The sequence below is a fragment of the Rhodoblastus sp. genome (genome assembly GCF_052145335.1).
GTDB lineage: Bacteria > Pseudomonadota > Alphaproteobacteria > Rhizobiales > Beijerinckiaceae > Rhodoblastus.
In genome coordinates this window covers 14063-36110 of the sequence record NZ_JBKQOU010000321.1, presented here as the reverse complement: position 1 = coordinate 36110, position 22048 = coordinate 14063, and the positions used below count along the sequence as shown (strand labels likewise).

Sequence of the window (22048 nt, the reverse complement as noted above, 5' to 3'; positions counted from 1 at the left end):
TCTTTTTCATGATGATTTCCGCCAAAGGCTTGATGACGGGAAAGCGAGGCCTGATCATGGGCGTCGCCAACAACCATTCGATCGCCTGGGGCATAGCCCAGGCCCTGGCCGCAGAAGGCGCGGAGCTGGCCTTCACCTATCAGGGCGAGGCGCTCGGCAAGCGGGTAAAACCCCTGGCGGAAAGCCTCGGCTCGACCCTCACCCTGCCCTGCGACGTCGAGGATGTCGCCAGCGTCGACGAGGTTTTCGCCGCGCTGGAGAAGCAGTGGGGCGCGCTCGATTTCGTCGTTCACGCCATCGGCTTCTCGGACAGGAACGAATTGAAGGGCCGTTACGTCGATTCCACCACGCGCGAAAACTTTTCGCGCACCATGGTGATTTCGGCTTTTTCCTTCACCGAGATTGCGCAAAGGGCGATGAAGCTGATGCCGACGGGCGGCTCGCTGCTGACCCTGACCTATGGCGGCTCGACTCGCGTCATGCCCAATTACAATGTGATGGGCGTGGCCAAGGCGGCGCTGGAGGCCAGTGTGCGCTATCTCGCAGCCGACCTCGGCGAACACAATATCCGCGTCAACGCCATTTCCGCCGGACCGATCCGCACGCTCGCCGGCGCCGGCATTGCCGATGCGCGATTCATGTTCAATTTCCAGAAGAACCATGCGCCCCTGCGCCGCACGGTAACGATCGAAGACGTCGGCGGCTCCGCCCTCTATCTGCTGTCGGACCTTTCCTCCGGCGTAACCGGCGAAGTGCATTTCGTCGATTCGGGCTACAACATCATTTCGATGCCGCTACCCGGCAGCCTCAAGGGCGATATCGAGTGAGGCGTTGCGGCTGAGCCGCTCGTCGCTGTCCAAGAGGCGGCGCGCGGCGAGCTCTGCGGCGCCCGCAACCACATTCCGGAATATGGGCCGAGCCCGCGGAAACGTAAAAGGCGGCCGCGAATGCGACCGCCTTGTTTATTTTGTGTGCAAGAAATATCAGGCCTGTTCTTCGGCGGCTTCCGCCTTGTTTTCGGCCTTGGCCTTGGCTTCGAGATCCTCGCCGGTGGTCTGGTCGACGACACGCATCGACAGGCGAACCTTGCCACGATCGTCGAAGCCGAGCAGCTTCACCTTCACCTTGTCGCCTTCCTTGACGACATCGGTGGTCTTGGCGACGCGCTGGCTCGACAGCTGCGAGATATGGACGAGACCGTCCTTGGCGCCGAAGAAATTGACGAAGGCGCCGAAGTCGGTGGTCTTGACCACAGTGCCGTCATAGATCAGGCCGACTTCCGGGTCCGAGGCGATGGACCTGATCCAGGCGATCGCCGCCTTGATCGAATTGCCGTCGCTGGAGGCGATCTTCACCGTGCCGTCATCGTCGATGTTGATCTTGGCGCCGGTCTTTTCGACGATCTCGCGGATCACCTTGCCGCCGGAGCCGATCACTTCACGGATCTTGTCGGTGGCGATTTTCATCGTTTCGATGCGCGGCGCGAATTCGCCGAGCTCGGCGCGGGCGTTGGTCAGCGCCTTGGCCATTTCATGCAGGATATGCAGGCGGCCGTCCTTGGCCTGGCCGAGCGCGACCTTCATGATCTCCTCGGTGATGCCGGCGATCTTGATGTCCATCTGCAGCGAGGTGACGCCATGTTCCGTGCCGGCGACCTTGAAGTCCATGTCGCCGAGGTGATCCTCGTCGCCCAGGATGTCGGACAGCACCGCGAAGCGCTCGCCTTCCAGGATCAGGCCCATGGCGATGCCGGCGGTCGGCCGCTTCAGCGGCACGCCAGCGTCCATCAGCGCCAGCGAGGCGCCGCAGACGGTCGCCATCGAGGAGGAGCCGTTGGATTCGGTGATCTCCGACACGATGCGGATCGTGTAGGGGAATTCCGCCGCCGTCGGCAGCATTGGATGGATGGCGCGCCAGGCCAGCTTGCCATGGCCGATTTCGCGGCGGCCGGGCGAACCCATGCGGCCGGTCTCACCGACCGAATAGGGAGGGAAGTTGTAATGGAGCAGGAAATTTTCCTTGTAGGTCCCTTCCAGAGAGTCGATGTACTGCTCGTCCTCGCCGGTGCCGAGCGTCGCCACCACCAAAGCCTGCGTTTCGCCGCGGGTAAAGATCGCGGAGCCATGGGTGCGGGGCAGCACGCCGACCTGTGACAGGATCGGACGCACCGTCGAAAGGTCGCGGCCGTCGATGCGGATATGGGTGTCGAGAATGTTCCAGCGCACCACTTTCGCCTGCAGGTCGTGGAAGACTTCCGCGACTTTCTGCTTGTCGAACCTGGCCTCGCCGTCAGCCGGGAACAGAGCGGCTGTAACCTTGGCCTTTACCGCGTCGACGGCGGCGTAGCGCTGCTGCTTGGCGGTGATCTTGTAGGCGTCGCGCAATTCGGCTTCGGCGACGTCGGCGACGGCCTTTTCGATTTCGCTCTTGTCGACGATAACGAGGTCGCGCGGCTCCTTGGCGGCGCGTTCGGCGAGGCGGATGATCGCCTCGATCACCGGCTGGAAGCCGGCGTGACCCGCCATCACGGCGGTGAGCATGATCTCTTCGGAAAGCTCCTTGGCTTCGGATTCGACCATCAGCACGGCGTCGGCGGTGCCGGCGACGAAAAGGTCGAGGTCGGAGGTCTTGGCTTCGTCAACGGTCGGATTGACCTTGATCTCGCCATTGATATAGGCGACGCGGGCGCCGCCGACCGGGCCCATGAAGGGAATGCCGGACAGGGTCAAGGCGGCGGAAGCCGCGACCATGGCCAGAACGTCCGGGTCGTTTTCGAGATCGTGGCTGAGAACGGTGACGATGACCTGGGTTTCGTTGCGATAGCCGTCCGGGAAGAGCGGGCGGATCGGCCGGTCGATCAGGCGCGAAAGCAGGGTCTCGCGCTCGCTTGGGCGGCCTTCGCGCTTGAAATAGCCGCCCGGAATGCGGCCGGCGGCGAAAGCCTTTTCCTGGTAGTTGACGGTCAGGGGAAAAAAGTCTTGGCCGGGTTTCGGCGCTTTGGCCGAGACGACGGTGGCGAGAACGGTGGTTTCGCCGTAAGAGGCGAAAACCGCGCCGTCGGCCTGGCGGGCGATGCGCCCGGTTTCCAGCACGAGCTTGCGCCCGCACCAGTCGATTTCCTCGCGATGTATTTCAAACATTTGTTGCTCTTTCTTGGAATGGCCCAAGTTTCTTGGAGTGGCCCAAGTTCGTGAAGGAACAAAGCGCAAACCATGAGCAAGACGGCAAGACGCCGCCTTGCGGCGTCTGACAATCCTGCCATGGCCCGGACGCTTCGTCCGGCTGGACGGACGGCCCCTGCCGCCGGTCCCGTTCTTCTTCGCGCGATTGTTTTCGGGCGAGATTGTAAAAAACGCGGCCGATCGCTCGGCCGCGCGGAGTTCGGGTTAGCGGCGGATGCCGAGACGTTCGATGAGCGACCGGTAGCGCGGCTCGTCGCCCTTCTTGACATAGTCGAGAAGCTGGCGACGCAGCGAAACCAGCTTGAGCAGACCGCGACGCGAATGGTTGTCCTTCACATGCGACTTGAAATGCTCGGTGAGATTGGTGATGCGCTCGGTCAGGATGGCGACCTGAACTTCCGGCGAACCGGTATCGCCCGCCTTGAGGGCGTATTCCTTGATAAGCGCCTGTTTGCGCTCGGCAGTGATCGACATCGGTGATCCTTCTCTTCTGGTTAGGCGAATAAGCGGGCCGCTCCGGGATGTCGTCCAGCGAGGTCACGCGTCATCGCTTGCGTCCGAATGTTTTCGGCGCAACGCGTCTCTATACACTTTTTTTCAGCAAGGGCCAGCGCATTCGCATTTTGGGGGGTGCGCCACGCGGCAAGAAAAAATTTTTAACCGCCGTCTCGCTTGACGAAATCGAGGCGGCGCTGACATTGGAACATGCGGTCGGCGGAAGGGATATCCCTTAAACGCTGGCCCTTGATGCGATGGGCGTGTCCGAGCCGAAACGGGGCCGGACGCGCCTCGATAACTTAACGGGAAGGCGAGCATCCGCAAAGATCAGCCCGAACGACAGTCATGGACGCGCCGCAGAAACCAAGTTTCGAACGACAGGAAAGTCTGGGCTATCTCGTCAATCGTCTGGCCCGACTGTTTTCCCGCGCCCTCGAAAAGCGTCTCGCCGCTCATGGCGTGGCGCTGGGGCCGTTTCCGATTCTGCTGCTGCTGTGGGAACAGGAAGGGCTGACCCAGACGGAAATCGCCCGCCGCCTGGATTTCGAACAACCGACCATCTCCAATACATTGAAACGGATGGAGCGTGACGGCTTGATCGAATTCGCGCCCGACCCAACCAGCCGCAAACGTATCCTGGTGCGATTGACGGAAAAGGCCAAAGCCCTGCGCCTGGCGTTGACGGGCGAGGCCGAGGCGGTCAACCAAGCGGCCAGCGCCAAAATGTCCACGAGGAAATCCGCGAGTTCAAGTATCTGCTCGCAACCCTGACGGAAAGCCTCGAAAATTCATGCGAAAATTGAGCACGCGAGGGACAAGGCCTCCCCGCCAGACCGCCTCCGGTTGCTGGCGCGCGCCCCCCGCTGGCCGGAACTCTTCGCCCCGTCCGATGTTAAGTGGTCATAAGGTTTTCCCCGCAAGCCGCGTAGGAAGACGCCTGTTCGCATGGAGAACGCATCCGGGCCCCTGCCGCCAAGGCGGCGTTAAAACCTCCCGCCTTGATCGTCTTTATGGCTCATTTATGTGCATAATAAGGAAAAAAGCGCCAAGCTTGCCAAGAACTTGGCCCAAGCTCCTGGCAAGGTGGCCGAAAAAGGAGGGTAAGTTGGTTCACTTCGCAATCCCGAACAAGCTCGACGACGAAGGCCGATTGGACCGGATCAGCCTGGCTCTGTCGGCGGTGCTTTTCGTGTCTCCCTGGGCGCTCGGATATGCCGATAACGCCTTGGCCGCGCGAACGGCCTGGATCAGCGCGATCGTCATCGCTCTCGTTTCCGCCCTCGCGACCCAGCATTTCTCCGAGTGGGAGGAATGGGTGAATCTGCTGGCGGGCGCCTGGCTGGTCGCCGCGCCCTGGCTGTTGAAATTCCAAATCGCCGGCGACGCCGTGGGAGTGTTTACCGGCGTTGGCGCGATCATCGTGACGATTGCGATGGCCGAACTATGGGACGAGCGTCACCCCGGCCAGAAGCCCTTACCGGGGCCATAGGACGAGGCTGAGCGAGTGTCGTCGCTCAAAACAGGCTGGCCTGTTTTGAGATGTGTTCTTTCGCGGCCTTTTTGAAGGATGCGGGATCGATCCACGGCAGGCTCAACTTTTTTCCGGCGAAAAGCTCCTCGATGGTGACGATCTGGAGTTTTGGGAATTTGGCGTAGGGCGTCTCGTAAAAACCGGCTTTGATGGCTTCCGTTTCCATCGGGCCGGAGGGTTGCGCCAGCGTGATGAAAACCCCGACATTCTGGCCGCCCTTTCGCCGTCACCTTGCCGTCCAGCTTGGGGCGGGTCGCAAAGCAAATAAAGCGAGCCCGTTGGCTTCAACACGAGATGCAGTTTCAAGCAACCGGACCGACAGCATGGCGGTGACAGGCCATCAGTCGTTTAAAAAATCGCGCTCAGGTTGCATTAAAAGGCGAAGTCGGCGCGGGTGACAAAATGTGAAAAAACCTGCGATTTTGTGCTTAATTTGCGCGAAATCCTGTCCATTTCCGTTGGTTTTCGTTCATTTTCACCCCGTTATCGTCGACTCAACCGCGAGGTTGTAATTTGCGGCGGCGCGGCGCGAAACCTTCCAGAACTCGCGCGGAGCGCCGGCATACGCCCTAAAATCGTTTTATTTCAAGGAGAAAGGCGTAACCGCGCCAAGCCGCGCACAGGTCTCGTTTCACGTGAAACAAAACGAGAACATTGTTCGCCCGACAAATGGCGGTTTCACCGCGCCATTTTCACTTTTCACCTGCCGGAATTCGGGGAGAGGGAACGAGTTGCGCCCAGGTCGCCGATGACGGATCGTGATCATCGGGCTCAGAATGGCAAGTTAAACACCCGGTTCGGCAGGAATTCGCCCTGTTCAACCAGACCCGAGGCAATCACCACGCCGGAGCAGACGGCATAGGCCGCACCTTCCGAGGGAGCGTCGCGGCCGCGCAAGATCACCGACTGGCCGCGCCGCAACCGCGCCGCGCCGGTGCGGTCGAGGATTACGCAGGGCAGTTCGGAAAGCCCCGCCTCGACGCCCATAAGCTCCGCAGGGGCCTGTTCCGGCTCCTCCAGCAATTCAGCGAGCCTTATCGAATCCGCCTCGAAAAACGGCCCTACCCGCGTGCGGCGCAAGGCGATGACATGGCCGAGGCAGCCCAGCGCGCGGCCGAGATCGCGGGCGATGGCCCGCACATAGGTGCCCTTGCCGCATTCCGCCTCGAGCACCGCGTTCTCACGGTCGCAAGAGACGAGGCGCAAGGCGTGGATCGTGACCGGGCGCGGCGCGAGATCGACGATTTCGCCGTCGCGCGCCAGATCGTAGGCGCGTTCGCCATTGACCTTGATCGCTGAAAAGGCTGGCGGCTGCTGCATGATTTCACCGAGGAAAGACGGCAGTTTCGCCGCCACATCGGCCGGGTCGGGCCGCGCCTCGCTGGTCCGCGTCACCTTGCCTTCGGCGTCGTCGCTATCGGTCTCGGCCCCCCATTGCACGGTGAAGCGATAGGCTTTTTCCCCGTCCTGGACGAAAGGCACGGTCTTGGTCGCCTCGCCGAAGGCCACTGGCAATATGCCGGAAGCGAGCGGGTCGAGCGTTCCGGCATGTCCCGCCTTCTTGGCGTTGAACAGGCGCTTGAGTTTGGACACGGCCTGGGTCGAAGTCAGGCCGACCGGCTTGTCGAGCACGATCCAGCCATTGACTTCGACACGGGTGGAGCGCGGGGCGCTCACTTCCGGTCGTCCAGACCCGGCTCGGCTTCCTCGTCAGCCGATTCCCGATCCGCTTCTTGCTCCGGCTCGGAAAGATCCTGAGCGACCTTGGCCGTTTGCAGAAGCGCGTCGATCTTGGCCGCATTGGCGAAACTTTCGTCCACCTTGAAGCGGATGTCCGGCGCAAATTTCAAATTGATCCGATGGGCTACCTCTCCACGCAAGAACTTCTTGTGGCGGTCGAGAATAGCGACGATGGCGTCCTGCGCCTTGCCGCCGAGCGGCATGACATAGACGGTGGCGAGTTTCAGATCGGGGCTCATCCGGACCGATGGCACGGTGACGACCAGCCCCGCGAGATCGGGATCATTGATCTCGCCACGCGACAGCATGGTAGCCATGGCGTGGCGGATCAGCTCGGCGACGCGCAACATCCGCTGGCTCGGCTCGCCGCCCTTTTGATGCGACCTTGACATTTATGCCTCTTGAAAACGCCGCCGCTGCACTGCTATCGGCGAAATTCGCGTCGCTCGTCGGGAGGCGTCCCCCTGCCCTCGGGGCAGGACCGGGAGCTTAAGCCCAGGGCGGCGTGAAACGCCCGTCTGGCGGCGGCCTATGACGGAACTGACACAAGGGACGTCGACCGCGCCGGGGCGCGGCAGACGAAAAATCACAAACTCCGCTTGATCTCTTCGACGCGGTAACATTCGATGACGTCGCCCGCGCGCATATCCTGGTAGTTTTCGAAGGCCATGCCGCATTCCTGCCCGGCCTGCACTTCCTTGACCTCGTCCTTGAAGCGCTTGAGGGTCGAGAGCTTGCCCTCGTGCACCACGACATTGTCGCGGATGAGGCGCACATGCTGGCCGCGCTCGACCACGCCGTCGGTGACACGGCAGCCGGCGACCTTGCCGACCTTGGAAATATTGAACACTTCCAGGATCGAGGCGTTTCCAAGCATGGTTTCGCGCATCGTCGGCGCGAGCAGCCCCGACATCGCGGCTTTCACGTCGTCCACCAGATTGTAGATGATGTTGTAATAGCGGATTTCGATGCCGAGCTGTTCGGAAAGCTCGCGGGCTTCCTTATGGGCTCGGACGTTGAATCCGATCACCGCCGCCTTGGAGGCTTCCGCCAGCGCAATATCGGATTCGGAAATACCGCCGACGCCAGCATGGACGACGCGCGCCATCACCTCTTCCGTGCCCAGCTTCTCCAGCGCGGCGAGGATGGCCTCGACCGAACCCTGGACGTCGCCCTTGATGACCAGCGGGAATTCCTTGCGGCCGGCGGTCTTCAACTGGCTCATCATGTCGGCGAGCGACGAGCGCGCCGAACCGCCGCGCGCCGCGGCCTGGTCGCGCTTCTGGCGCTCGCGATATTCGGTGATTTCACGGGCGCGGGCTTCCGATTCGACCACGGCGACGCGGTCGCCGGCTTCGGGCGCGCCGGAAAAACCCAAAATCTCCACCGGGAAGGACGGCCCGGCATGGACGCAATTTTGGCCCTTGTCGTCGATAAGAGCGCGCACGCGGCCCCATTGCGAGCCGGCCACGATGATATTGCCGACGGCCAGCGTGCCGCGTTGCACCAGAACTGTGGCGACGGGGCCGCGTCCGCGATCGAGACGCGCTTCGATGACCGTGCCTTCAGCCGGGCGGTCGGGATTGGCGTGAAGGTCGAGCACTTCGGCCTGAAGCGTGATGGCTTCGAGCAATTTGTCGAGATTGATCTGCTGCTTGGCCGAGACTTCGACCTCCAGCGTGTCGCCGCCGAGGCTTTCGACCTGGACTTCATATTGCAGCAGTTCGGAGCGCACGCGCTCCGGCTTGGCGTCCGGCTTGTCGATCTTGTTGAGGGCGACGATGATCGGCACGCCCGCCGCCTTGGCGTGGTTGATCGCTTCCACCGTCTGCGGCATGACGCCGTCGTCGGCGGCGACCACCAGCACGACGATGTCGGTCACTTTCGCGCCGCGCGCGCGCATGGCGGTAAAGGCGGCATGGCCGGGCGTGTCGATGAAGGTGATATAGCCGCCAAGCGGCGACTGCACCTGATAGGCGCCGATATGCTGGGTGATGCCGCCGGCTTCTCCGGAAACAACATTGGCCTTGCGGATGGCGTCGAGCAGCGAGGTCTTGCCGTGGTCGACGTGGCCCATGATGGTCACGACCGGCGGACGCGGCTGGAGGTTTTCCTCGGCGTCCGGCTTATCGAACAGACCTTCCTCGACATCGGATTCGGCGACGCGCTTGACCGTATGGCCGAGTTCGACGGCGATCAGTTCGGCGGTGTCTGCATCGATCACATCGGTGATCTTGAGCATCTGCCCCTGTTTCATCAGGAGCTTGATGACGTCCACGGCTCGCTCCGACATGCGGTTGGCGAGTTCCTGAATGGTGATGGTTTCAGGCAGCACCACTTCGCGCGAAAGTCGTTCCTTCTGCTCCACCATGCCCTTGAGGCGCTGGGTGCGGCGGCGGAAGGAGGCGACCGAACGCGTGCGCTCCTCGCCGTCGCTGGCGGTTGCGCTGGTCACGGTCAGGCGGCCACGATCCTTCATCGCGCCGGTGCGGCTCGGCTTGACCGCGGGAACCGCAAGTTTCGGCGGGGTGATGATGCGGCGGAACGGCGTGGCCGGGGTAGCGGCGCCAGAAGTCCGCTCGGCCGCGACAGGGGTTGCGGTCGTCGTCGGCGTCGGGGCCGGTGGCTTGGGCGTATTGAAGATGATCTGCTGCGGACGGCCGGTGTTTCTTGAGGTCGGCGTCAGCGTCACGCTCGGATCGCTTTCAGCGGCGGTGGCGGAGCCAGCGGGGGCGAGACGGCGACGCGCCTCTTCTTCCGACCTGCGCTTGGCTTCCGCCTCGCGGGTCAGACGAGTTTCTTCTTCCTTCTTGCGGCTCTCGGCGGCTTCGCGCTCGGCGTGCTCACGCGCCTCGCGTTCGGCGCGAATGCGGGCGTCGGCCTCCTGGCGCTTGCGGTCTTCCTCTTCGCGGACGCGAGCGTCGCTCAGCGCGCGGGCGCGGGCGTCGCGCTCGTCGTCGGTCAGGGTGCGCAGGACCACGCCGGTCTGCGGACGCGGCGCGACCGGCTTCACCGGCGGACGATGTGCCGGCTGCGCCGACTGGGGGCCGGGCGCCGGGGCGGCGGGCGAAGGCGAGGGCGCGGCGGGTTTCGGCGCGACGTGGACGGCTTCGCCGGGTCCATGGACGCGGCGCTTGACCTTCTCCACCACCACCGCTTTCGAGCGGCCGTGCGAAAAGCTCTGGCGCACGACGCCCTGTTCGACCGGACGCTTCAGCGAGAGCGTCTTGGTCGGAGGCACGGTCAGAGTTTTATCGCCGGAATTGTTGGAGTCATTCATATCGTTCATGCGTCCCAGGGCCTTGGCCGTTCGTGCCGTCGGCGTTGAAGTCCTGCTCCAAAGCCATGTTTGTTGTCAAACTTTTCGTTAAATCCGCTCCCCGCGAGGGAGCTCCCGCTTCCTCGTCGCCGCGATATACCGCAAATCGACGGCTGGAGGCGAGAAAAACCTTTGCCGCCGAGCCAGGAGCGAGCGCCGCATGGACGACATTGCCGCGCCCGAGCGCCGCATCCAGTTCATCCACCGTGAAAGCGCCGATTTCGGGGCGGGATTCTTCGCCGAATTTCCGACGCAAAACCTGGCCCAGCTTGCGCTTGCCATCGGCGGCGCCGTCTTCGGCATGAATCAGGGCGCAAACCGCGCCGGAATTGATGGCCGCCTCGACCTTGGCGAAGCCGGTCGTCACCAGTCCGACCTTATTGGCCATCGACAAGGCCTGCAACGCGTCGCGCCGCATCAGTCTTTCGACGAGATCCGGCAGATCGGCCGAAGCCACGACCTTTTCTTTCAAAGCGCGCGCAAAAGCCTGTTTCTTGACGGCCTGCGCCACGAGGCTTTTCGACAAGCCGACCCAGACGCCGCGTCCTGGCAATTTGCGCTTGAGATCGGGAACGACGGCGTTTTCGGGACCGAGGACGAAACGGATCAGCTCGTCGGGATGGCGCGTCTGGCGCGTGACGGCGCAGGTCCGCTCCACTCCCCCATGGGGAGTGGCCTGCGGGCCGGCGTCCGTATCGCCCAGTTCCTGTCGCGCTTCGACAACCAAAATGCTTCGTTCCCCCGTTCCCGACCGGCGATCATTGCGCCGGCTCGCCGCCTTCTTCGCCCGCGTCTTCCGCCACTTGCGGCGCGAGATCGGCCTCGTCCACCCAGCCCATCTTTACACGGGCGCGCATGACGATGCCTTCGGCTTCCTCGCGGCTGATCTCCATTCCTTCGAGATAGCCGGGGGTCTTCACCGTCTCGCCGTTCTTCTTTTCGCTCCATCCGACCAAATCGTCGGTGGCGCAGCCAGCGAGATCCTCGATGGTCTTCACATCGTTCTCGCCGAACTTGACCATCATGGCGGTGGTGACGCCCTCGATCTCGCGCAATTCGTCGGCGACGCCGAGTTCGCGCCGGCGCGCGTCCTGCTCGGCCTCGATGCGATCCAGATATTCCCTGGCGCGATTCTGGATCTCTACTGCGGTGTCCTCGTCAAAACCCTCGATCGCCGCCACTTCCGACGAATCGACATAGGCCAGTTCTTCGACCGAGCGGAAACCTTCCGAAGCGAGCAACTGGCCGACCACTTCGTCGACGTCGAGCGCCTGCATGAAAGCCTGGGTGCGCTCGTTGAACTCCTTCTGCCGGCGTTCGGATTCCTCCGCCTCGGTCAGAATGTCGATGTCCCAGCCGGTGAGCTGCGAGGCAAGACGCACGTTCTGGCCGCGACGGCCGATGGCCAGCGACAATTGATCGTCGGGCACCACCACTTCGATGCGCGAGCTGTCCTCGTCGAGCACGACCTTGACCACTTCAGCCGGTTGCAAGGCGTTGACGATGAAAGTCGCGGCGTCGGCCGACCAGGGAATGATGTCGATCTTTTCGCCCTGTAGCTCGTTGACCACGGCCTGCACGCGCGACCCCCTCATGCCGACGCAGGCGCCGACCGGATCGATCGAAGAATCGCGCGAAGTCACCGCTATTTTCGCCCGGGAGCCCGGGTCTCGGGCCACAGACTTGACCTCAATGACGCCGTCGTAAATTTCCGGCACTTCCTGTTGGAACAGCTTGGCCATGAACTGCGGATGCGTGCGCGACAGGAAAATCTGCGGTCCGCGCTGTTCGCGGCGCACGTCGTAGACATAGGCGCGCACACGATCGCCGGGGCGGAAAAGCTCACGCGGAATCATCTCATCGCGGCGGATGATCGCCTCGGAGCGGCCGAGATCGACGATGACATTGCCATATTCGACGCGCTTGACGACGCCGTTGATGACTTCGCCGATGCGGTCCTTGAATTCGTCATATTGCCGGTCGCGCTCGGCTTCGCGCACTTTCTGCACGATTACCTGTTTCGCCGATTGCGCGGCTATGCGGCCGAATTCGACCGGCGGCAGGGTCTCCGCGATCCAGTCCCCGACCTGAGCCGCCGGATTGCGTTTGCGCGCGTCGGCGAGCGAGATTTGGGTGGCGTCGTTTTCCACCATATCGACCACGAGCATCAGCCGTGAATAGCGCACTTCGCCGGTGCGGGGATTGATCTCCGCGCGCACTTCGGTCTCCTGGCCGTAGCGCGAACGCGCCGCCTTTTGCATCGCATCTTCCATCGAGGCGAGTACGATCGAACGGTCGATCGATTTGTCGCGTGCGACTGCGTCGGCGATTTGCAGAAGTTCAAGACGGTTGGCGCTGACGGCCATGGATTTTCTCCTAAACGATTATTTCTTCTTGAATTGCGCCCGCACGCCAGCCGGCATGACGGGTTTCGATTTATTGCCCTTCGGCGGCTTTTTTGCGCCGGCGCCGAAGCGTCCGGGGCCGCGCGACGGCAGGGTGGTCTCTTCCGGCGAAGAATCCTCGGTCTCTTCCCCGCCCGCTTCCCTGTGCGCCTTGGCGGCGCGCAAGGACTCGCGGATCAACTCCTCGGTCAACACCAGCTTAGCCTCGTCGAGATCGCGCAATTTCATACGCGAAAGCTTTTCGTCGTCCGGACCAGCATCTTTCCGTTCCAGCGTCAGGACGCCATCAAGCCCCTCGCCTTCGACGCCGACAATTGCGCCGCGGAACCTTTTACGACCGCTTTCATGCGGCCGGCTCAATTCGATCCGCGCCTCCATGCCGATGGCGCGGCGGAAATCCGAAACGCGAACCAAAGGACGGTCGATGCCGGGCGAGGATATTTCCAGCCGGTAAGCTTGGCTGATCAGATCCTCGACGTCGAGCGCCGGCGACAGCGCGTCGTGGATTTCCTCACATTCGTCGATGGTCAGCGACCCATCCGTCCGCTCAGCCATGATCTGGACGATCATGCCCTGCCCGGACAAAATCTTGACCCGCACCAGCCTGAAACCCATCGAGACGAGAATCCTCTCAGCCAGCGCGCTTACACGCGCCGCATTTCCCGTCTCCCCGACCAACCGCGGCTCGTCCAGCGGCGCGTCGATGGTTAGGCTTTCGGAAATCGGCTCAGGCTTCGTATCGTTCAAATGGTCTGTCCACTGCAGCCCGGCAAGCGGGGAAAATAAAAAAGAGCGGGTCCCGCCTGGGCCCCACTCCCGCGCGGCCTTATAAATGGCCATGACGAAGATGTTGACTGGAGGCTATATAGACTAACGTCCTTTCGAACGCAAGGAGTCGCTTCGCTTCTCCAGCAGTTCGCACCGTTTTTTCCGGCTCGGGCCCGCGGCGACTAAACGGTGTGAGTTTTCGATCAGTTCTCGCAATTCCTGCGCTTCGACCTCGATAGCGGTCGCCTGAATCCACTTCAGCCCGCGCGAAGCGAGATAGGGCGCGGGATGAAAGCCAGGCCGTTCCGGCAAAAGCATGAAGGTGATTTCGCTCGCCTTGAAGGAAAAAGCAGGACGTTCCTGCGAGCCGCCGCCGATGCAGAAAACCTTGCCGCCGACCTTCCAGACATGATACCCGCTTTGGATGACATAGGTCGCCGCAGGCAGAGCGGCGCAAAAGGCCTTGTATTCGTCATAGGTCATCGCAGCATTTGCCGTCTCTTGAGCGATGCGATAGGGATCTCGCCCTGAATATAGGGGTTGGCATGAAACGGGTCGCGCTGGAAGCCGCCAGGAGAAGCGTCGAAATCGAAACCGTCGGCATCGCTCATTTGCGCGAGGCGCTGGACGGCGAACTGGGAGTGGCGCTGGAGGCCGCTATCGCGGCGATTCGCGTAGCGCGCGGAAAAGTCATCGTCAGCGGCATGGGCAAGAGCGGCCATATCGGCCGAAAAGTCGCGGCGACGCTAGCCTCCACCGGCACGCCGGCCTTTTTCATCCATCCCGCGGAAGCCAGCCATGGCGATCTCGGCATGGTCAGCCAGGACGATGTGATTCTCGCGTTTTCCTGGTCTGGCGAGACGGCGGAACTGGCCGATCTGATCGAATACGCCAAGCGTTTCGCCATTCCTTTGATCGCCGTCGCCTCGAAGCGCGACAGCGCGCTCGGGCGCGCCGCCGACGTTCTGTTGCTGTTGCCGCAGGTTGAGGAAGCCTGCCCCAACGGCCTCGCGCCAACCACTTCCACCACTCTCCAACTGGTGCTCGGCGACGCCCTGGCGGTGGCGCTGATCGAGGACCGGGGATTTTCGGCGCAGGATTTCCGGCTGTTTCATCCCGGCGGAAAACTCGGCGCCCGGCTGCACAAGGTCGACGCTCTGATGCATGCGGGCGAAGACATGCCGCTTGCCTCGGAAAGCGCCAGCATGAGCGAAATCATCCTGACCATGACGGGAAAAAGGTTCGGCTGCGTCGGCCTCACCGACGAGAGCGGCCGGCTTTGCGGGATCATCACCGACGGCGACCTACGTCGCCATTGGGGCGAGCGCATGCAGGAAAAAAAGCCGGCGGAAATCATGACCCGCGCGCCGCGTGTCGCGCAGTTAGGCTCGTTGGCTTCGTCGGCGCTGGAAATGATGAACCGGATGAAGATCACCGTTCTGTTCATCGTCGATGGCGCAAAACCGGTCGGCGTGCTGCATATCCACGACCTTCTGCGCGCCGGAGTGGCGTGAGGCGGGAATCCGACAACAAGAGCCGACGCTTCAATAGATGACCACCGAGCGGATCGACTCGCCCTTGTGCATCAGATCGAAGGCGTGATTGATCTGGTCGAGCGGCATGGTGTGGGTGATCAGGTCGTTAATATTGATCTTGCCTTCCATGTACCAGTCGACGATCCGCGGCACGTCGGTCCGTCCGCGCGCGCCGCCGAATGCCGTGCCGCGCCAGTTGCGGCCGGTGACCAACTGGAACGGCCGGGTCGAGATTTCCTGTCCCGAGGGCGCGACGCCGATGATGATCGAGGTTCCCCAGCCTCGATGGCAGCATTCCAGCGCTTGGCGCATGGTATGGATATTGCCGATGCACTCGAAGGAAAAGTCGGCGCCGCCCCCTGTCAGGTCGACGATGGCCTGGACCACCTTGTCCCGGCCGACTTCGTCGGGATTGATGTAGTCGGTCATGCCGAATTGTTTCGCGACCGCGACCTTCGACGGATTGAGATCGACGCCGATGATCTTGTCGGCGCCGACCATGCGCGCGCCCTGAATGACGTTCAGGCCGATGCCGCCGAGGCCGAACACCACGACATTGGCGCCCGGCCAGACCTTGGCGGTAAAAACCACCGCGCCGACGCCGGTGGTGACGCCGCAGCCGATGTAGCAGATCTTGTCGAAGGGGGCGTCTTCGCGCACCTTGGCTATGGCGATTTCGGGCAAGACCGTGAAATTCGAAAAGGTCGAGCACCCCATGTAATGGAACACGGGTTTGTTGGAACCCGCCTCCACGCAGGAAAACCGGCTGGTTCCGTCGGGCATCAGGCCCTGGCCCTGGGTGGCGCGGATCGCCGTGCAGAGATTGGTGCGCTGCGACAGGCAGCTTTTGCACTGCCTGCATTCCGGCGTGTAAAGCGGAATGACATGGTCTCCCGGCTGGACCGTCGTCACCCCGGCGCCGATATCTCGGACAATTCCGGCGCCCTCATGACCGAGAATGGCGGGGAACTTTCCTTCGGAATCGAGACCCGACAAAGTATAGGCGTCCGTGTGGCAGACGCCTGTGGCCATGATCTCCACCAGCACCTCGCCAGCTTTTGGCCCTTCGAGATCGACGGTTTCGATGGTGAGAGGAGCCTCAGCTTTCCAGGCGACGGCGGCGCGCGTTTTCATGGCGGCGACTCCTAAAGAAAAGGAAATCCTCCATCATATTAAACGACGCCACCCCCCGACGGCGCAACGAGCAAGTTAGATTCTAAGTCAATTCTGAGAATTCGCGCCACCGCCTTCGCTCGGCGAGGCGTTCAGGGCCTGGACATTCCGCCGGCACAAGGTTTTGACATAGAAGCCGTTGTTGAGGTCTTCCTTGAGGCTGCCGCGCGAGATGAGTTCCTGCCAGCCATGCGCGCAGCCCAGTTCGGACTCCACGTGAGTGGAAATCATGTCGATGGCGTTGGATTCATCGCAAACGCCGGGGGGAGTGGTCGATAACTGGCACACAAGCACGACAGCAGTGAAAAAAGCCATGAGGCAATCCTTACGCAGGTTGCTTCAGTGAATGGGCAGAGGGCCTCGATGTCAATGCCTAACTCCCTCATTTCTCACGGTTTTGTGAACGATGATCGAATTATCAGCACTTGACAGCAAAATATTTCAAAATTTGGGCGCACCCTGCCGCTTTTTGCGGCGAAAATTACGGCGGAACAATAGCTTAAGCTTAACTTAAGAACCACCAACGCCCAAGTACAAGCTATAGTTTTATCTTAACGGCACTTATTTGAATAAGTGCAATGCACACTTGGCTATGCCCAAGCTTATATCGGCCACGACTTGCCTGATAAGCCAAAAATAAAAACCAAGAAGCCTTATTCTGTACTTTGCGCTATGGACGTAGTGCGCCAAAGTAGCAGATACTTCACTTCAAGGCGCGCTCGCTGCATGCATTGAGCCACAAGCTTATCTGCATCCGCGAGTTCTTGCGAAACATGGCCGAAGACGGCCGAAAGACTGGCGCCAGGCATTGCGCCCGGCGACGCGCGCAAGTGGAGGAAGCAAATGAAAATCCCTCTTACACTGCTGTTCACTGTCAGCACGCTCACGCTGTCCACGGCGGCGAGGGCCGAGGACATGGAAAGGAAAATGATCCAGAACCCCAACGACTGGGTCATCGCGACGGGCGATTACGCCAACACCCGTTATTCGAAGCTCGCCCAGATCAATGAAAAGAACGTCGGGAAACTGACGCCGGTCTGGAGCTTCTCGACCGGCGTTCTGCGCGGGCATGAAGGCTCGCCGCTGGTCGTGGGGGACGTGATGTATGTTCACACGCCCTTCCCCAACAATGTCTTTGCGCTCGACCTGAACAACGAGGGCAAGATCTTGTGGAAATACGAACCCAAACAGGATCCCAACGTCATTCCGGTGATGTGCTGCGACACGGTCAATCGCGGCCTGTCCTATGCCGACGGCAAGATTTTCCTGAACCAGGCTGACACCACGCTTGTGGCGCTCGACGCCAAGACCGGCAAGGTCGATTGGTCTGTCAAGAATGGCGATCCTAAAATAGGCGAGACCGGCACGTCGGCTCCGATGCCGGTGAAGGACAAGGTCCTGGTCGGCATTTCGGGCGGCGAATTCGGCGTTCGTTGCCGCATGACGGCCTATGACATCAAGACAGGGAAGCTGGCGTGGAAGGCCTATTCGGAGGGGCCCGACGCGGAACTGCTGATGGACGCGCAGAAAACCACAGAACTCGGCAAGCCGATCGGCGTGGATTCCAGCACCAAGACCTGGAAAGGCGACCAATGGAAGCAGGGCGGCGGCTGCACCTGGGGTTGGATTTCCTACGATCCCGACCTGAACATGATCTATTACGGCAGCGGCAACCCGTCGACCTGGAATCCGAAACAGCGCCCCGGCGACAATAAATGGTCGATGACCATTTTCGCCCGCGACCCGGACGATGGCATGGCGAAATGGGTTTACCAGATGACGCCACATGACCAGTGGGATTATGACGGCATCAATGAAATGCCGCTGGTCGATCAGAAGATCGACGGCAAAGAGCGCAAGCTGCTGGTGCATTTCGACCGTAATGGCTTCGCCTATACGCTCGACCGGACCAATGGCGAATTGCTGGTGGCCGAGAAATACGATCCGGCCGTCAACTGGGCGACCAAGGTCGACATGGACAAGAACTCCCCGACATACGGCCGGCCGGAGGTCGTCGCGAAATATTCGACGGAAGCCAATGGCGAAGACGTCAACAGCAAGGGCATTTGTCCCGCCGCTCTTGGCACCAAGGACGAGCAGCCTTCGGCCTTCTCGCCAAAAACCGGCCTGTTCTACGTGCCGACCAACCACGTCTGCATGGATTACGAGCCGTTCCGGGTGAGCTATACGCCGGGGCAGCCCTATGTCGGCGCGACCCTGTCGATGTTCCCCGCGCCAGGCGGTTCGAACATGGGCAATTTCATCGCCTGGGACGCCACCAAGGGCAAGATCGTCTGGTCTGACCCCGAGCAGTTCTCGGTCTGGTCTGGCGCCTTGGCCACCGCTGGCGACGTCGTCTTCTACGGCACGCTCGAAGGCTATCTGAAGGCGGTCGACGCCAAGTCCGGCAAGGAGCTCTACAAATACAAGACTCCGTCAGGCATCATCGGCAATGTCATGACCTATGAGCACAAGGGCCGGCAATATGTGGCGGTCCTGTCCGGCGTCGGCGGCTGGGCCGGCATCGGGCTGGCGGCTGGCCTGACCGATCCGCATGCGGGCCTGGGCGCGGTCGGCGGCTATGCGGCGTTGAGCAATTATACCTCGCTCGGCGGCACGCTCACGGTCTTCGCGCTTCCCGAATGATCGATTTTGCCCGAGGCGTCGGACAGGCTTTTGCCTCGCCCGACGCCGCGATTTTACGTCGGGGGGCGGACGATGCGTTTGCATTGCGACACGAACTTATGGACAGGGCCTCGCCGTCAAATTTCCGGGCTCGCGCTTTCAATTCTTCTCTTTTCATTTTCGGCTGTGACGACGCAGGCCGAAAACAAGAAGCCGTCGAGTAGCCAGGACGGCAAATATTTTGACGCCAACGGCGACCCCACATACAATATCGGCCCTGACGACAAGGTCGACTGGTACACTTATTCGGGCTACCTGCGTTACAGCGCGGAATGCCTGCGCTGTCACGGGCCGGACGGACTTGGCTCGAGCTATGCGCCGTCGTTGGTCGATTCTCTCAAGAGCATCGATTACGACCAGTTCATGGCGACGGTCGCGCAGGGCAAGCAAGATCTTAGCGCCGGGCAGGAGAAGGTGATGCCAAGCCTCGGCCTAGACAAAAATGTCATGTGCTACATTGACGACATCTATGTCTACCTCAAGGCGCGGTCCGACGGCGCGCTATCTCGGGACCGCCCAGCCTCGCACGAGCCCAAGCCGAAAAGCGCGAAAGATGCCGAAGACGCCTGCATGGGGCCGGAATAATTTTAGAGCGTATTCGCTTTCGCGGGCCTTCGGTTCAAGCGAAGTGGGCCCTGCCGCGTGCAGAAAACGCTTGAAAATGAGCAACTGGAGCTCCGATGCGATTTGTAGCCACGGCCCTCACCGCGACGAGATTTGGGCTTCGGCCTGGGCGCGGCGCAGACCGGCGAAATATCGTCGTATTTAGCGACGTTGCTAAATATGTTGGCCGTGCGGCCGACCGACTGACGCATCGAGGATGGACGCCATGACGTCTATCGAACAGGAACAGCGTTTCAGCGCGTCCTGCGTCTGGCCATTGGTCGCCATGCAGCCGAACACATCGTCCTCGCGCGCTTCAGTCGGATAGTCATTGTCGGCGGCGCGCGCCGGGACGGCGACGAGTCCTGCGAGCAACAAAAGGACGGGAGCCAGCTTGCCATGCATTTTCGACCTGCCGCCGTTGAACCGCGCGAAAATCACTGCCGCGCCACCGCCCGGTAACCGGCCATGTCGAGCATGAAACCCCGGCCGCGAACGGTGACGATGAACGGGCCGCCGACCCGGGTGATTTCGGCGAATTTCGTTCGCAGGTAACCGACATAGACGTTGACGACATTCAACGAGGAATAGGATTGGCGACGCCATAGCTCGTCGTAAATTTCGTCACGGCGGACCGGATGATTCGCCTTTTTCATCAGCACCGCGAGCAGTTCGGCTTCCCTCTGGGTCAGCCTTATATGGACGTTGCTGAAATAGGCCTGTCTTGCGTGCATGTCCAGCATCAGCCGCCCAACCTGGACGCGTTCGCGCACGTCGTCGGCGATGGAGCGGTGCATCATATGCGCGCGCAACCGCTCGACCAATTCGGCGAACTGGAACGGCTTGGCGATATAATCGTCGGCGCCGGCGTTCAATCCGTGGGCGCGCTCGATGGCTCCGTGAACCGTGCTCAGAAAGAGGATCGGCTCGGTGCGTCCTGTCCGTCGCAAGGCGCGGCACGTTTCATAGTCACGGATGTCGGGGGCCCCGGTGTCGAACAGAATGGCGCCCGGATTCGTCGCGCACGCCGTCTCCAGTGGATCGTCGTCGTCGTCGACGAGCGTCACGTCAAACCCTTCCGCTGTGAGCCCCTGCGCCAGTGGCGCTCCCGAAAGAACATCATCTGCGATTATCAGCACGTTCATGGCCGGCGCCTCGCTTATCGTTTCTCCCCGCGACCGAATTTTGCAGCGTCGCCGTCTTGTCGTCGTTACGTTCGGTCGGTTTTGCTTGACTTGCCGAGCCGAAGAACGCGCGGGCGTCGCAAAGGTTGCGTTGCGCAGCCCGATTCACCCGCAATTTTCCCTGATTTAGCGCCAAAAAAACGCGTATGGCCGCGGCATCAGACATTAACTATACATTAAACTACCACGATAATGTCATCCATATAGGTAAAAAAATAAATATACTCGTTGTAGACCCTATAATGAAATGAAAGCGATCCATAGTCTTTGCTGAATTCGCCGCGCAATATCGAAGGCGCGCCGCTCAAGCACAGACGGTGTTTTTTGCAGACATAAGTCAAGGACCGGCTGCGCTCTTCAAAAATTCTCTTGTCCCATTTCAGCTTGGTCTGCGCATCTTCGGCGCTTTCGCCTCCGACGGGTTCGCCTCCATCGCGTCGGACACATCTTTGGAATCCTTGCGCACCTGCTGCGCCAGTTTGGCCGCGCGCACAGCGAACGATGCCGGACATGACGCGGTCGCGTTCGGCGTTGATGAGTTCCAGCGCGCCGGCAAAAACACGCGTCAGCCTGACGTCCCTCTCCCCGCCGGCCTTGGCGACGAATTCGTCCAGTAGGCCATCGAGATCCTCGATCGGCGTTCGGCGCGAGGCCAGTTTTCGCGCTAATTCCGCTGCGTCGGAACCTGATACCAGGCGCCAGTCTGAGCGATGTCCGGCGCCGCCCAAATCGCGGCGACGCTGATCGTCGCGGCCCTCTGAGCGCAAGGCCAGTCCGCCTCCTTCTCCGGGGCAGTCTGGGCGATTCCGGCGCTGGCAAAAAGACATATGGCTACTGCGGCCAAGACGTTGATCCCGCGCGTATCGCCCCCTTCCTGGTTCGACTCATTCTCAGTCCGGCGACACCACGACGCCGATCGGTATTGCGGTCTTTCAGCGCGTCAGCGAGGGCAAGCAGATCCTCTGCTGGAAGATCGGCGATGGTCAGACCCGCGCCGCTACCCGCCAACTGGCGCGCGGCGTCCGCGGGAGATTGGCTGGCACGCAGGATCAATTCATCCAACTCATATTGTGGCCAAGAAAGGAGCGAGTGGTGTTGTTATCCATCACAGCCAGACGGGCGCCCTGCAAAGCTTCGTCGTCTGGCGTCGCGGCGGGATCGTAAAGCGCCGCCGCCGCACGACGATCGCAATCTTGACGTCCCGCCCTGTGGCGCCGCCCGCCTCTCCCCAACCGCATCCGAGAGCCAGGATCAAGGCGGAGAAGGAGAAGCGGAGGCAGGTAGGGGCAAGCCGGCGGGCCATAGTCATGCTGGAGCACTATCCGGTTGCAAAAACTCGATCGTCAACATTATGGCGTACTTCACGCATTCTCTAAGAAAACGATAAGAGATAATTAAGATAAAGCTTCCTGCAAGACGGCGCAG

Annotated in this window: 21 protein-coding genes and 1 pseudogene; 6 read left to right on the top strand and 16 right to left on the bottom strand. The window is 61.4% G+C overall.

Going from position 1 to position 22048, the window contains the following annotated elements:
• Positions 1–8 precede the first annotated feature (8 nt).
• A complete protein-coding gene (fabI, locus tag ACLP2E_RS19790; RefSeq protein ID WP_442466890.1) occupies positions 9–827 on the top strand; it encodes an enoyl-ACP reductase FabI in 819 nt (272 codons plus the stop codon).
• Positions 828–983: 156 nt separating this feature from the next.
• Here the strand turns inward: fabI and pnp are convergent, their stop codons facing one another.
• Positions 984–3140: a polyribonucleotide nucleotidyltransferase gene (pnp, locus tag ACLP2E_RS19785; RefSeq protein ID WP_442466889.1), complete on the bottom strand. Its 2157-nt coding sequence runs from the start codon at positions 3138–3140 to the stop codon at positions 984–986.
• 246 nt (positions 3141–3386) lie between these two features.
• Positions 3387–3656: a 30S ribosomal protein S15 gene (rpsO, locus tag ACLP2E_RS19780; RefSeq protein ID WP_442462904.1), complete on the bottom strand. Its 270-nt coding sequence runs from the start codon at positions 3654–3656 to the stop codon at positions 3387–3389.
• Positions 3657–4025: 369 nt separating this feature from the next.
• On the opposite strand from rpsO, the gene ACLP2E_RS19775 reads away from it, so the two are divergent.
• Together ACLP2E_RS19775 and ACLP2E_RS19770 are read left to right on the top strand one after the other, a co-directional pair.
• Positions 4026–4451: a MarR family winged helix-turn-helix transcriptional regulator gene (locus ACLP2E_RS19775; protein WP_442466888.1), complete on the top strand. Its 426-nt coding sequence runs from the start codon at positions 4026–4028 to the stop codon at positions 4449–4451.
• Positions 4452–4785: 334 nt separating this feature from the next.
• Positions 4786–5169, top strand: a complete 384-nt coding sequence (locus tag ACLP2E_RS19770) for an SPW repeat protein (protein ID WP_442462902.1) — start codon at positions 4786–4788, stop codon at positions 5167–5169.
• Positions 5170–5194: 25 nt separating this feature from the next.
• On the opposite strand, the gene ACLP2E_RS19765 is transcribed toward ACLP2E_RS19770, so the two are convergent.
• The 8 genes from ACLP2E_RS19765 to ACLP2E_RS19730 all read right to left on the bottom strand — a co-directional run bounded on the left by ACLP2E_RS19765 (position 5195) and on the right by ACLP2E_RS19730 (position 13926).
• Complete coding sequence (locus tag ACLP2E_RS19765; RefSeq protein WP_442466887.1) at positions 5195–5377, bottom strand: hypothetical protein; 183 nt, start codon at positions 5375–5377, stop codon at positions 5195–5197.
• A gap of 605 nt (positions 5378–5982) precedes the next feature.
• Positions 5983–6888, bottom strand: coding sequence for a tRNA pseudouridine(55) synthase TruB (truB, locus tag ACLP2E_RS19760; RefSeq protein ID WP_442466886.1), 906 nt, complete (start codon positions 6886–6888; stop codon positions 5983–5985).
• Complete coding sequence (gene rbfA, locus ACLP2E_RS19755) at positions 6885–7343, bottom strand: 30S ribosome-binding factor RbfA (protein WP_442462899.1); 459 nt, start codon at positions 7341–7343, stop codon at positions 6885–6887. The genes truB and rbfA overlap by 4 nt, the downstream gene beginning before the upstream one ends.
• Before the next feature lie 194 nt (positions 7344–7537).
• Positions 7538–10231 carry a translation initiation factor IF-2 gene (infB, locus tag ACLP2E_RS19750; protein WP_442466893.1) on the bottom strand — a complete coding sequence of 898 codons (2694 nt, stop codon included), beginning with the start codon at positions 10229–10231 and terminating at the stop codon, positions 7538–7540.
• Positions 10224–10997 carry an RNA-binding protein gene (locus tag ACLP2E_RS19745; protein WP_442464557.1) on the bottom strand — a complete coding sequence of 258 codons (774 nt, stop codon included), beginning with the start codon at positions 10995–10997 and terminating at the stop codon, positions 10224–10226. The genes infB and ACLP2E_RS19745 overlap by 8 nt, the downstream gene beginning before the upstream one ends.
• Before the next feature lie 31 nt (positions 10998–11028).
• Positions 11029–12636: a transcription termination factor NusA gene (gene nusA, locus ACLP2E_RS19740; protein ID WP_442464556.1), complete on the bottom strand. Its 1608-nt coding sequence runs from the start codon at positions 12634–12636 to the stop codon at positions 11029–11031.
• 18 nt (positions 12637–12654) lie between these two features.
• Entirely contained in the window at positions 12655–13422 is a 768-nt protein-coding gene (gene rimP / locus ACLP2E_RS19735) for a ribosome maturation factor RimP (protein WP_442464555.1), read from the bottom strand.
• Between the two features lie 123 nt (positions 13423–13545).
• Positions 13546–13926, bottom strand: coding sequence for an MmcQ/YjbR family DNA-binding protein (locus tag ACLP2E_RS19730; protein ID WP_442464554.1), 381 nt, complete (start codon positions 13924–13926; stop codon positions 13546–13548).
• 62 nt (positions 13927–13988) lie between these two features.
• Here ACLP2E_RS19730 and ACLP2E_RS19725 point away from each other — a divergent pair, with 62 nt between their 5' ends.
• Positions 13989–14957 (top strand): KpsF/GutQ family sugar-phosphate isomerase, encoded by a 969-nt coding sequence (locus ACLP2E_RS19725; RefSeq protein WP_442464553.1) that lies wholly within the window; start codon positions 13989–13991, stop codon positions 14955–14957.
• A gap of 30 nt (positions 14958–14987) precedes the next feature.
• On the opposite strand, the gene ACLP2E_RS19720 is transcribed toward ACLP2E_RS19725, so the two are convergent.
• Positions 14988–16112, bottom strand: a complete 1125-nt coding sequence (locus ACLP2E_RS19720; RefSeq protein ID WP_442464552.1) for an S-(hydroxymethyl)glutathione dehydrogenase/class III alcohol dehydrogenase — start codon at positions 16110–16112, stop codon at positions 14988–14990.
• Positions 16113–16199: 87 nt separating this feature from the next.
• Positions 16200–16466, bottom strand: coding sequence for a hypothetical protein (locus ACLP2E_RS19715; protein WP_442464551.1), 267 nt, complete (start codon positions 16464–16466; stop codon positions 16200–16202).
• Positions 16467–16994: 528 nt separating this feature from the next.
• On the opposite strand from ACLP2E_RS19715, the gene xoxF5 reads away from it, so the two are divergent.
• A complete protein-coding gene (gene xoxF5, locus ACLP2E_RS19710) occupies positions 16995–18797 on the top strand; it encodes a lanthanide-dependent methanol dehydrogenase XoxF5 (RefSeq protein WP_442464550.1) in 1803 nt (600 codons plus the stop codon).
• A gap of 72 nt (positions 18798–18869) precedes the next feature.
• Complete coding sequence (locus ACLP2E_RS19705) at positions 18870–19421, top strand: c-type cytochrome, methanol metabolism-related (protein WP_442464549.1); 552 nt, start codon at positions 18870–18872, stop codon at positions 19419–19421.
• 117 nt (positions 19422–19538) lie between these two features.
• Here the strand turns inward: ACLP2E_RS19705 and ACLP2E_RS19700 are convergent.
• The 4 genes and pseudogenes from ACLP2E_RS19700 to ACLP2E_RS19685 all read right to left on the bottom strand — a co-directional run bounded on the left by ACLP2E_RS19700 (position 19539) and on the right by ACLP2E_RS19685 (position 21932).
• A pseudogene (locus tag ACLP2E_RS19700) lies at positions 19539–19844 on the bottom strand (hypothetical protein).
• Between the two features lie 32 nt (positions 19845–19876).
• Positions 19877–20584, bottom strand: coding sequence for a response regulator transcription factor (locus ACLP2E_RS19695; RefSeq protein WP_442464548.1), 708 nt, complete (start codon positions 20582–20584; stop codon positions 19877–19879).
• Positions 20585–20799: 215 nt separating this feature from the next.
• Positions 20800–21390, bottom strand: coding sequence for a hypothetical protein (locus ACLP2E_RS19690; RefSeq protein ID WP_442466885.1), 591 nt, complete (start codon positions 21388–21390; stop codon positions 20800–20802).
• A 338-nt stretch (positions 21391–21728) separates the two neighbouring features.
• The gene (locus ACLP2E_RS19685; RefSeq protein ID WP_442464546.1) at positions 21729–21932 is read right to left on the bottom strand and encodes a hypothetical protein; all 204 of its coding nucleotides are present in this window, start codon (positions 21930–21932) and stop codon (positions 21729–21731) included.
• Positions 21933–22048: the final 116 nt, after the last annotated feature.

What these genes read in the sequence shown, in the direction of transcription:
- fabI (WP_442466890.1), top strand. Translation starts at nt 9, where the DNA reads ATGATGATTTCCGCCAAAGGCTTGATGACGGGAAAGCGAGGCCTGATC.
- pnp (WP_442466889.1), bottom strand. Translation starts at nt 3,140, where the DNA reads ATGTTTGAAATACATCGCGAGGAAATCGACTGGTGCGGGCGCAAGCTC.
- rpsO (WP_442462904.1), bottom strand. Translation starts at nt 3,656, where the DNA reads ATGTCGATCACTGCCGAGCGCAAACAGGCGCTTATCAAGGAATACGCC.
- ACLP2E_RS19775 (WP_442466888.1), top strand. Translation starts at nt 4,026, where the DNA reads ATGGACGCGCCGCAGAAACCAAGTTTCGAACGACAGGAAAGTCTGGGC.
- ACLP2E_RS19765 (WP_442466887.1), bottom strand. Translation starts at nt 5,377, where the DNA reads ATGGAAACGGAAGCCATCAAAGCCGGTTTTTACGAGACGCCCTACGCC.
- rbfA (WP_442462899.1), bottom strand. Translation starts at nt 7,343, where the DNA reads ATGTCAAGGTCGCATCAAAAGGGCGGCGAGCCGAGCCAGCGGATGTTG.
- infB (WP_442466893.1), bottom strand. Translation starts at nt 10,231, where the DNA reads ATGAATGACTCCAACAATTCCGGCGATAAAACTCTGACCGTGCCTCCG.
- nusA (WP_442464556.1), bottom strand. Translation starts at nt 12,636, where the DNA reads ATGGCCGTCAGCGCCAACCGTCTTGAACTTCTGCAAATCGCCGACGCA.
- ACLP2E_RS19730 (WP_442464554.1), bottom strand. Translation starts at nt 13,926, where the DNA reads ATGACCTATGACGAATACAAGGCCTTTTGCGCCGCTCTGCCTGCGGCG.
- ACLP2E_RS19725 (WP_442464553.1), top strand. Translation starts at nt 13,989, where the DNA reads ATGAAACGGGTCGCGCTGGAAGCCGCCAGGAGAAGCGTCGAAATCGAA.
- ACLP2E_RS19720 (WP_442464552.1), bottom strand. Translation starts at nt 16,112, where the DNA reads ATGAAAACGCGCGCCGCCGTCGCCTGGAAAGCTGAGGCTCCTCTCACC.
- ACLP2E_RS19715 (WP_442464551.1), bottom strand. Translation starts at nt 16,466, where the DNA reads ATGGCTTTTTTCACTGCTGTCGTGCTTGTGTGCCAGTTATCGACCACT.
- xoxF5 (WP_442464550.1), top strand. Translation starts at nt 16,995, where the DNA reads ATGAAAATCCCTCTTACACTGCTGTTCACTGTCAGCACGCTCACGCTG.
- ACLP2E_RS19705 (WP_442464549.1), top strand. Translation starts at nt 18,870, where the DNA reads ATGCGTTTGCATTGCGACACGAACTTATGGACAGGGCCTCGCCGTCAA.
- ACLP2E_RS19695 (WP_442464548.1), bottom strand. Translation starts at nt 20,584, where the DNA reads ATGAACGTGCTGATAATCGCAGATGATGTTCTTTCGGGAGCGCCACTG.
- ACLP2E_RS19685 (WP_442464546.1), bottom strand. Translation starts at nt 21,932, where the DNA reads ATGACTATGGCCCGCCGGCTTGCCCCTACCTGCCTCCGCTTCTCCTTC.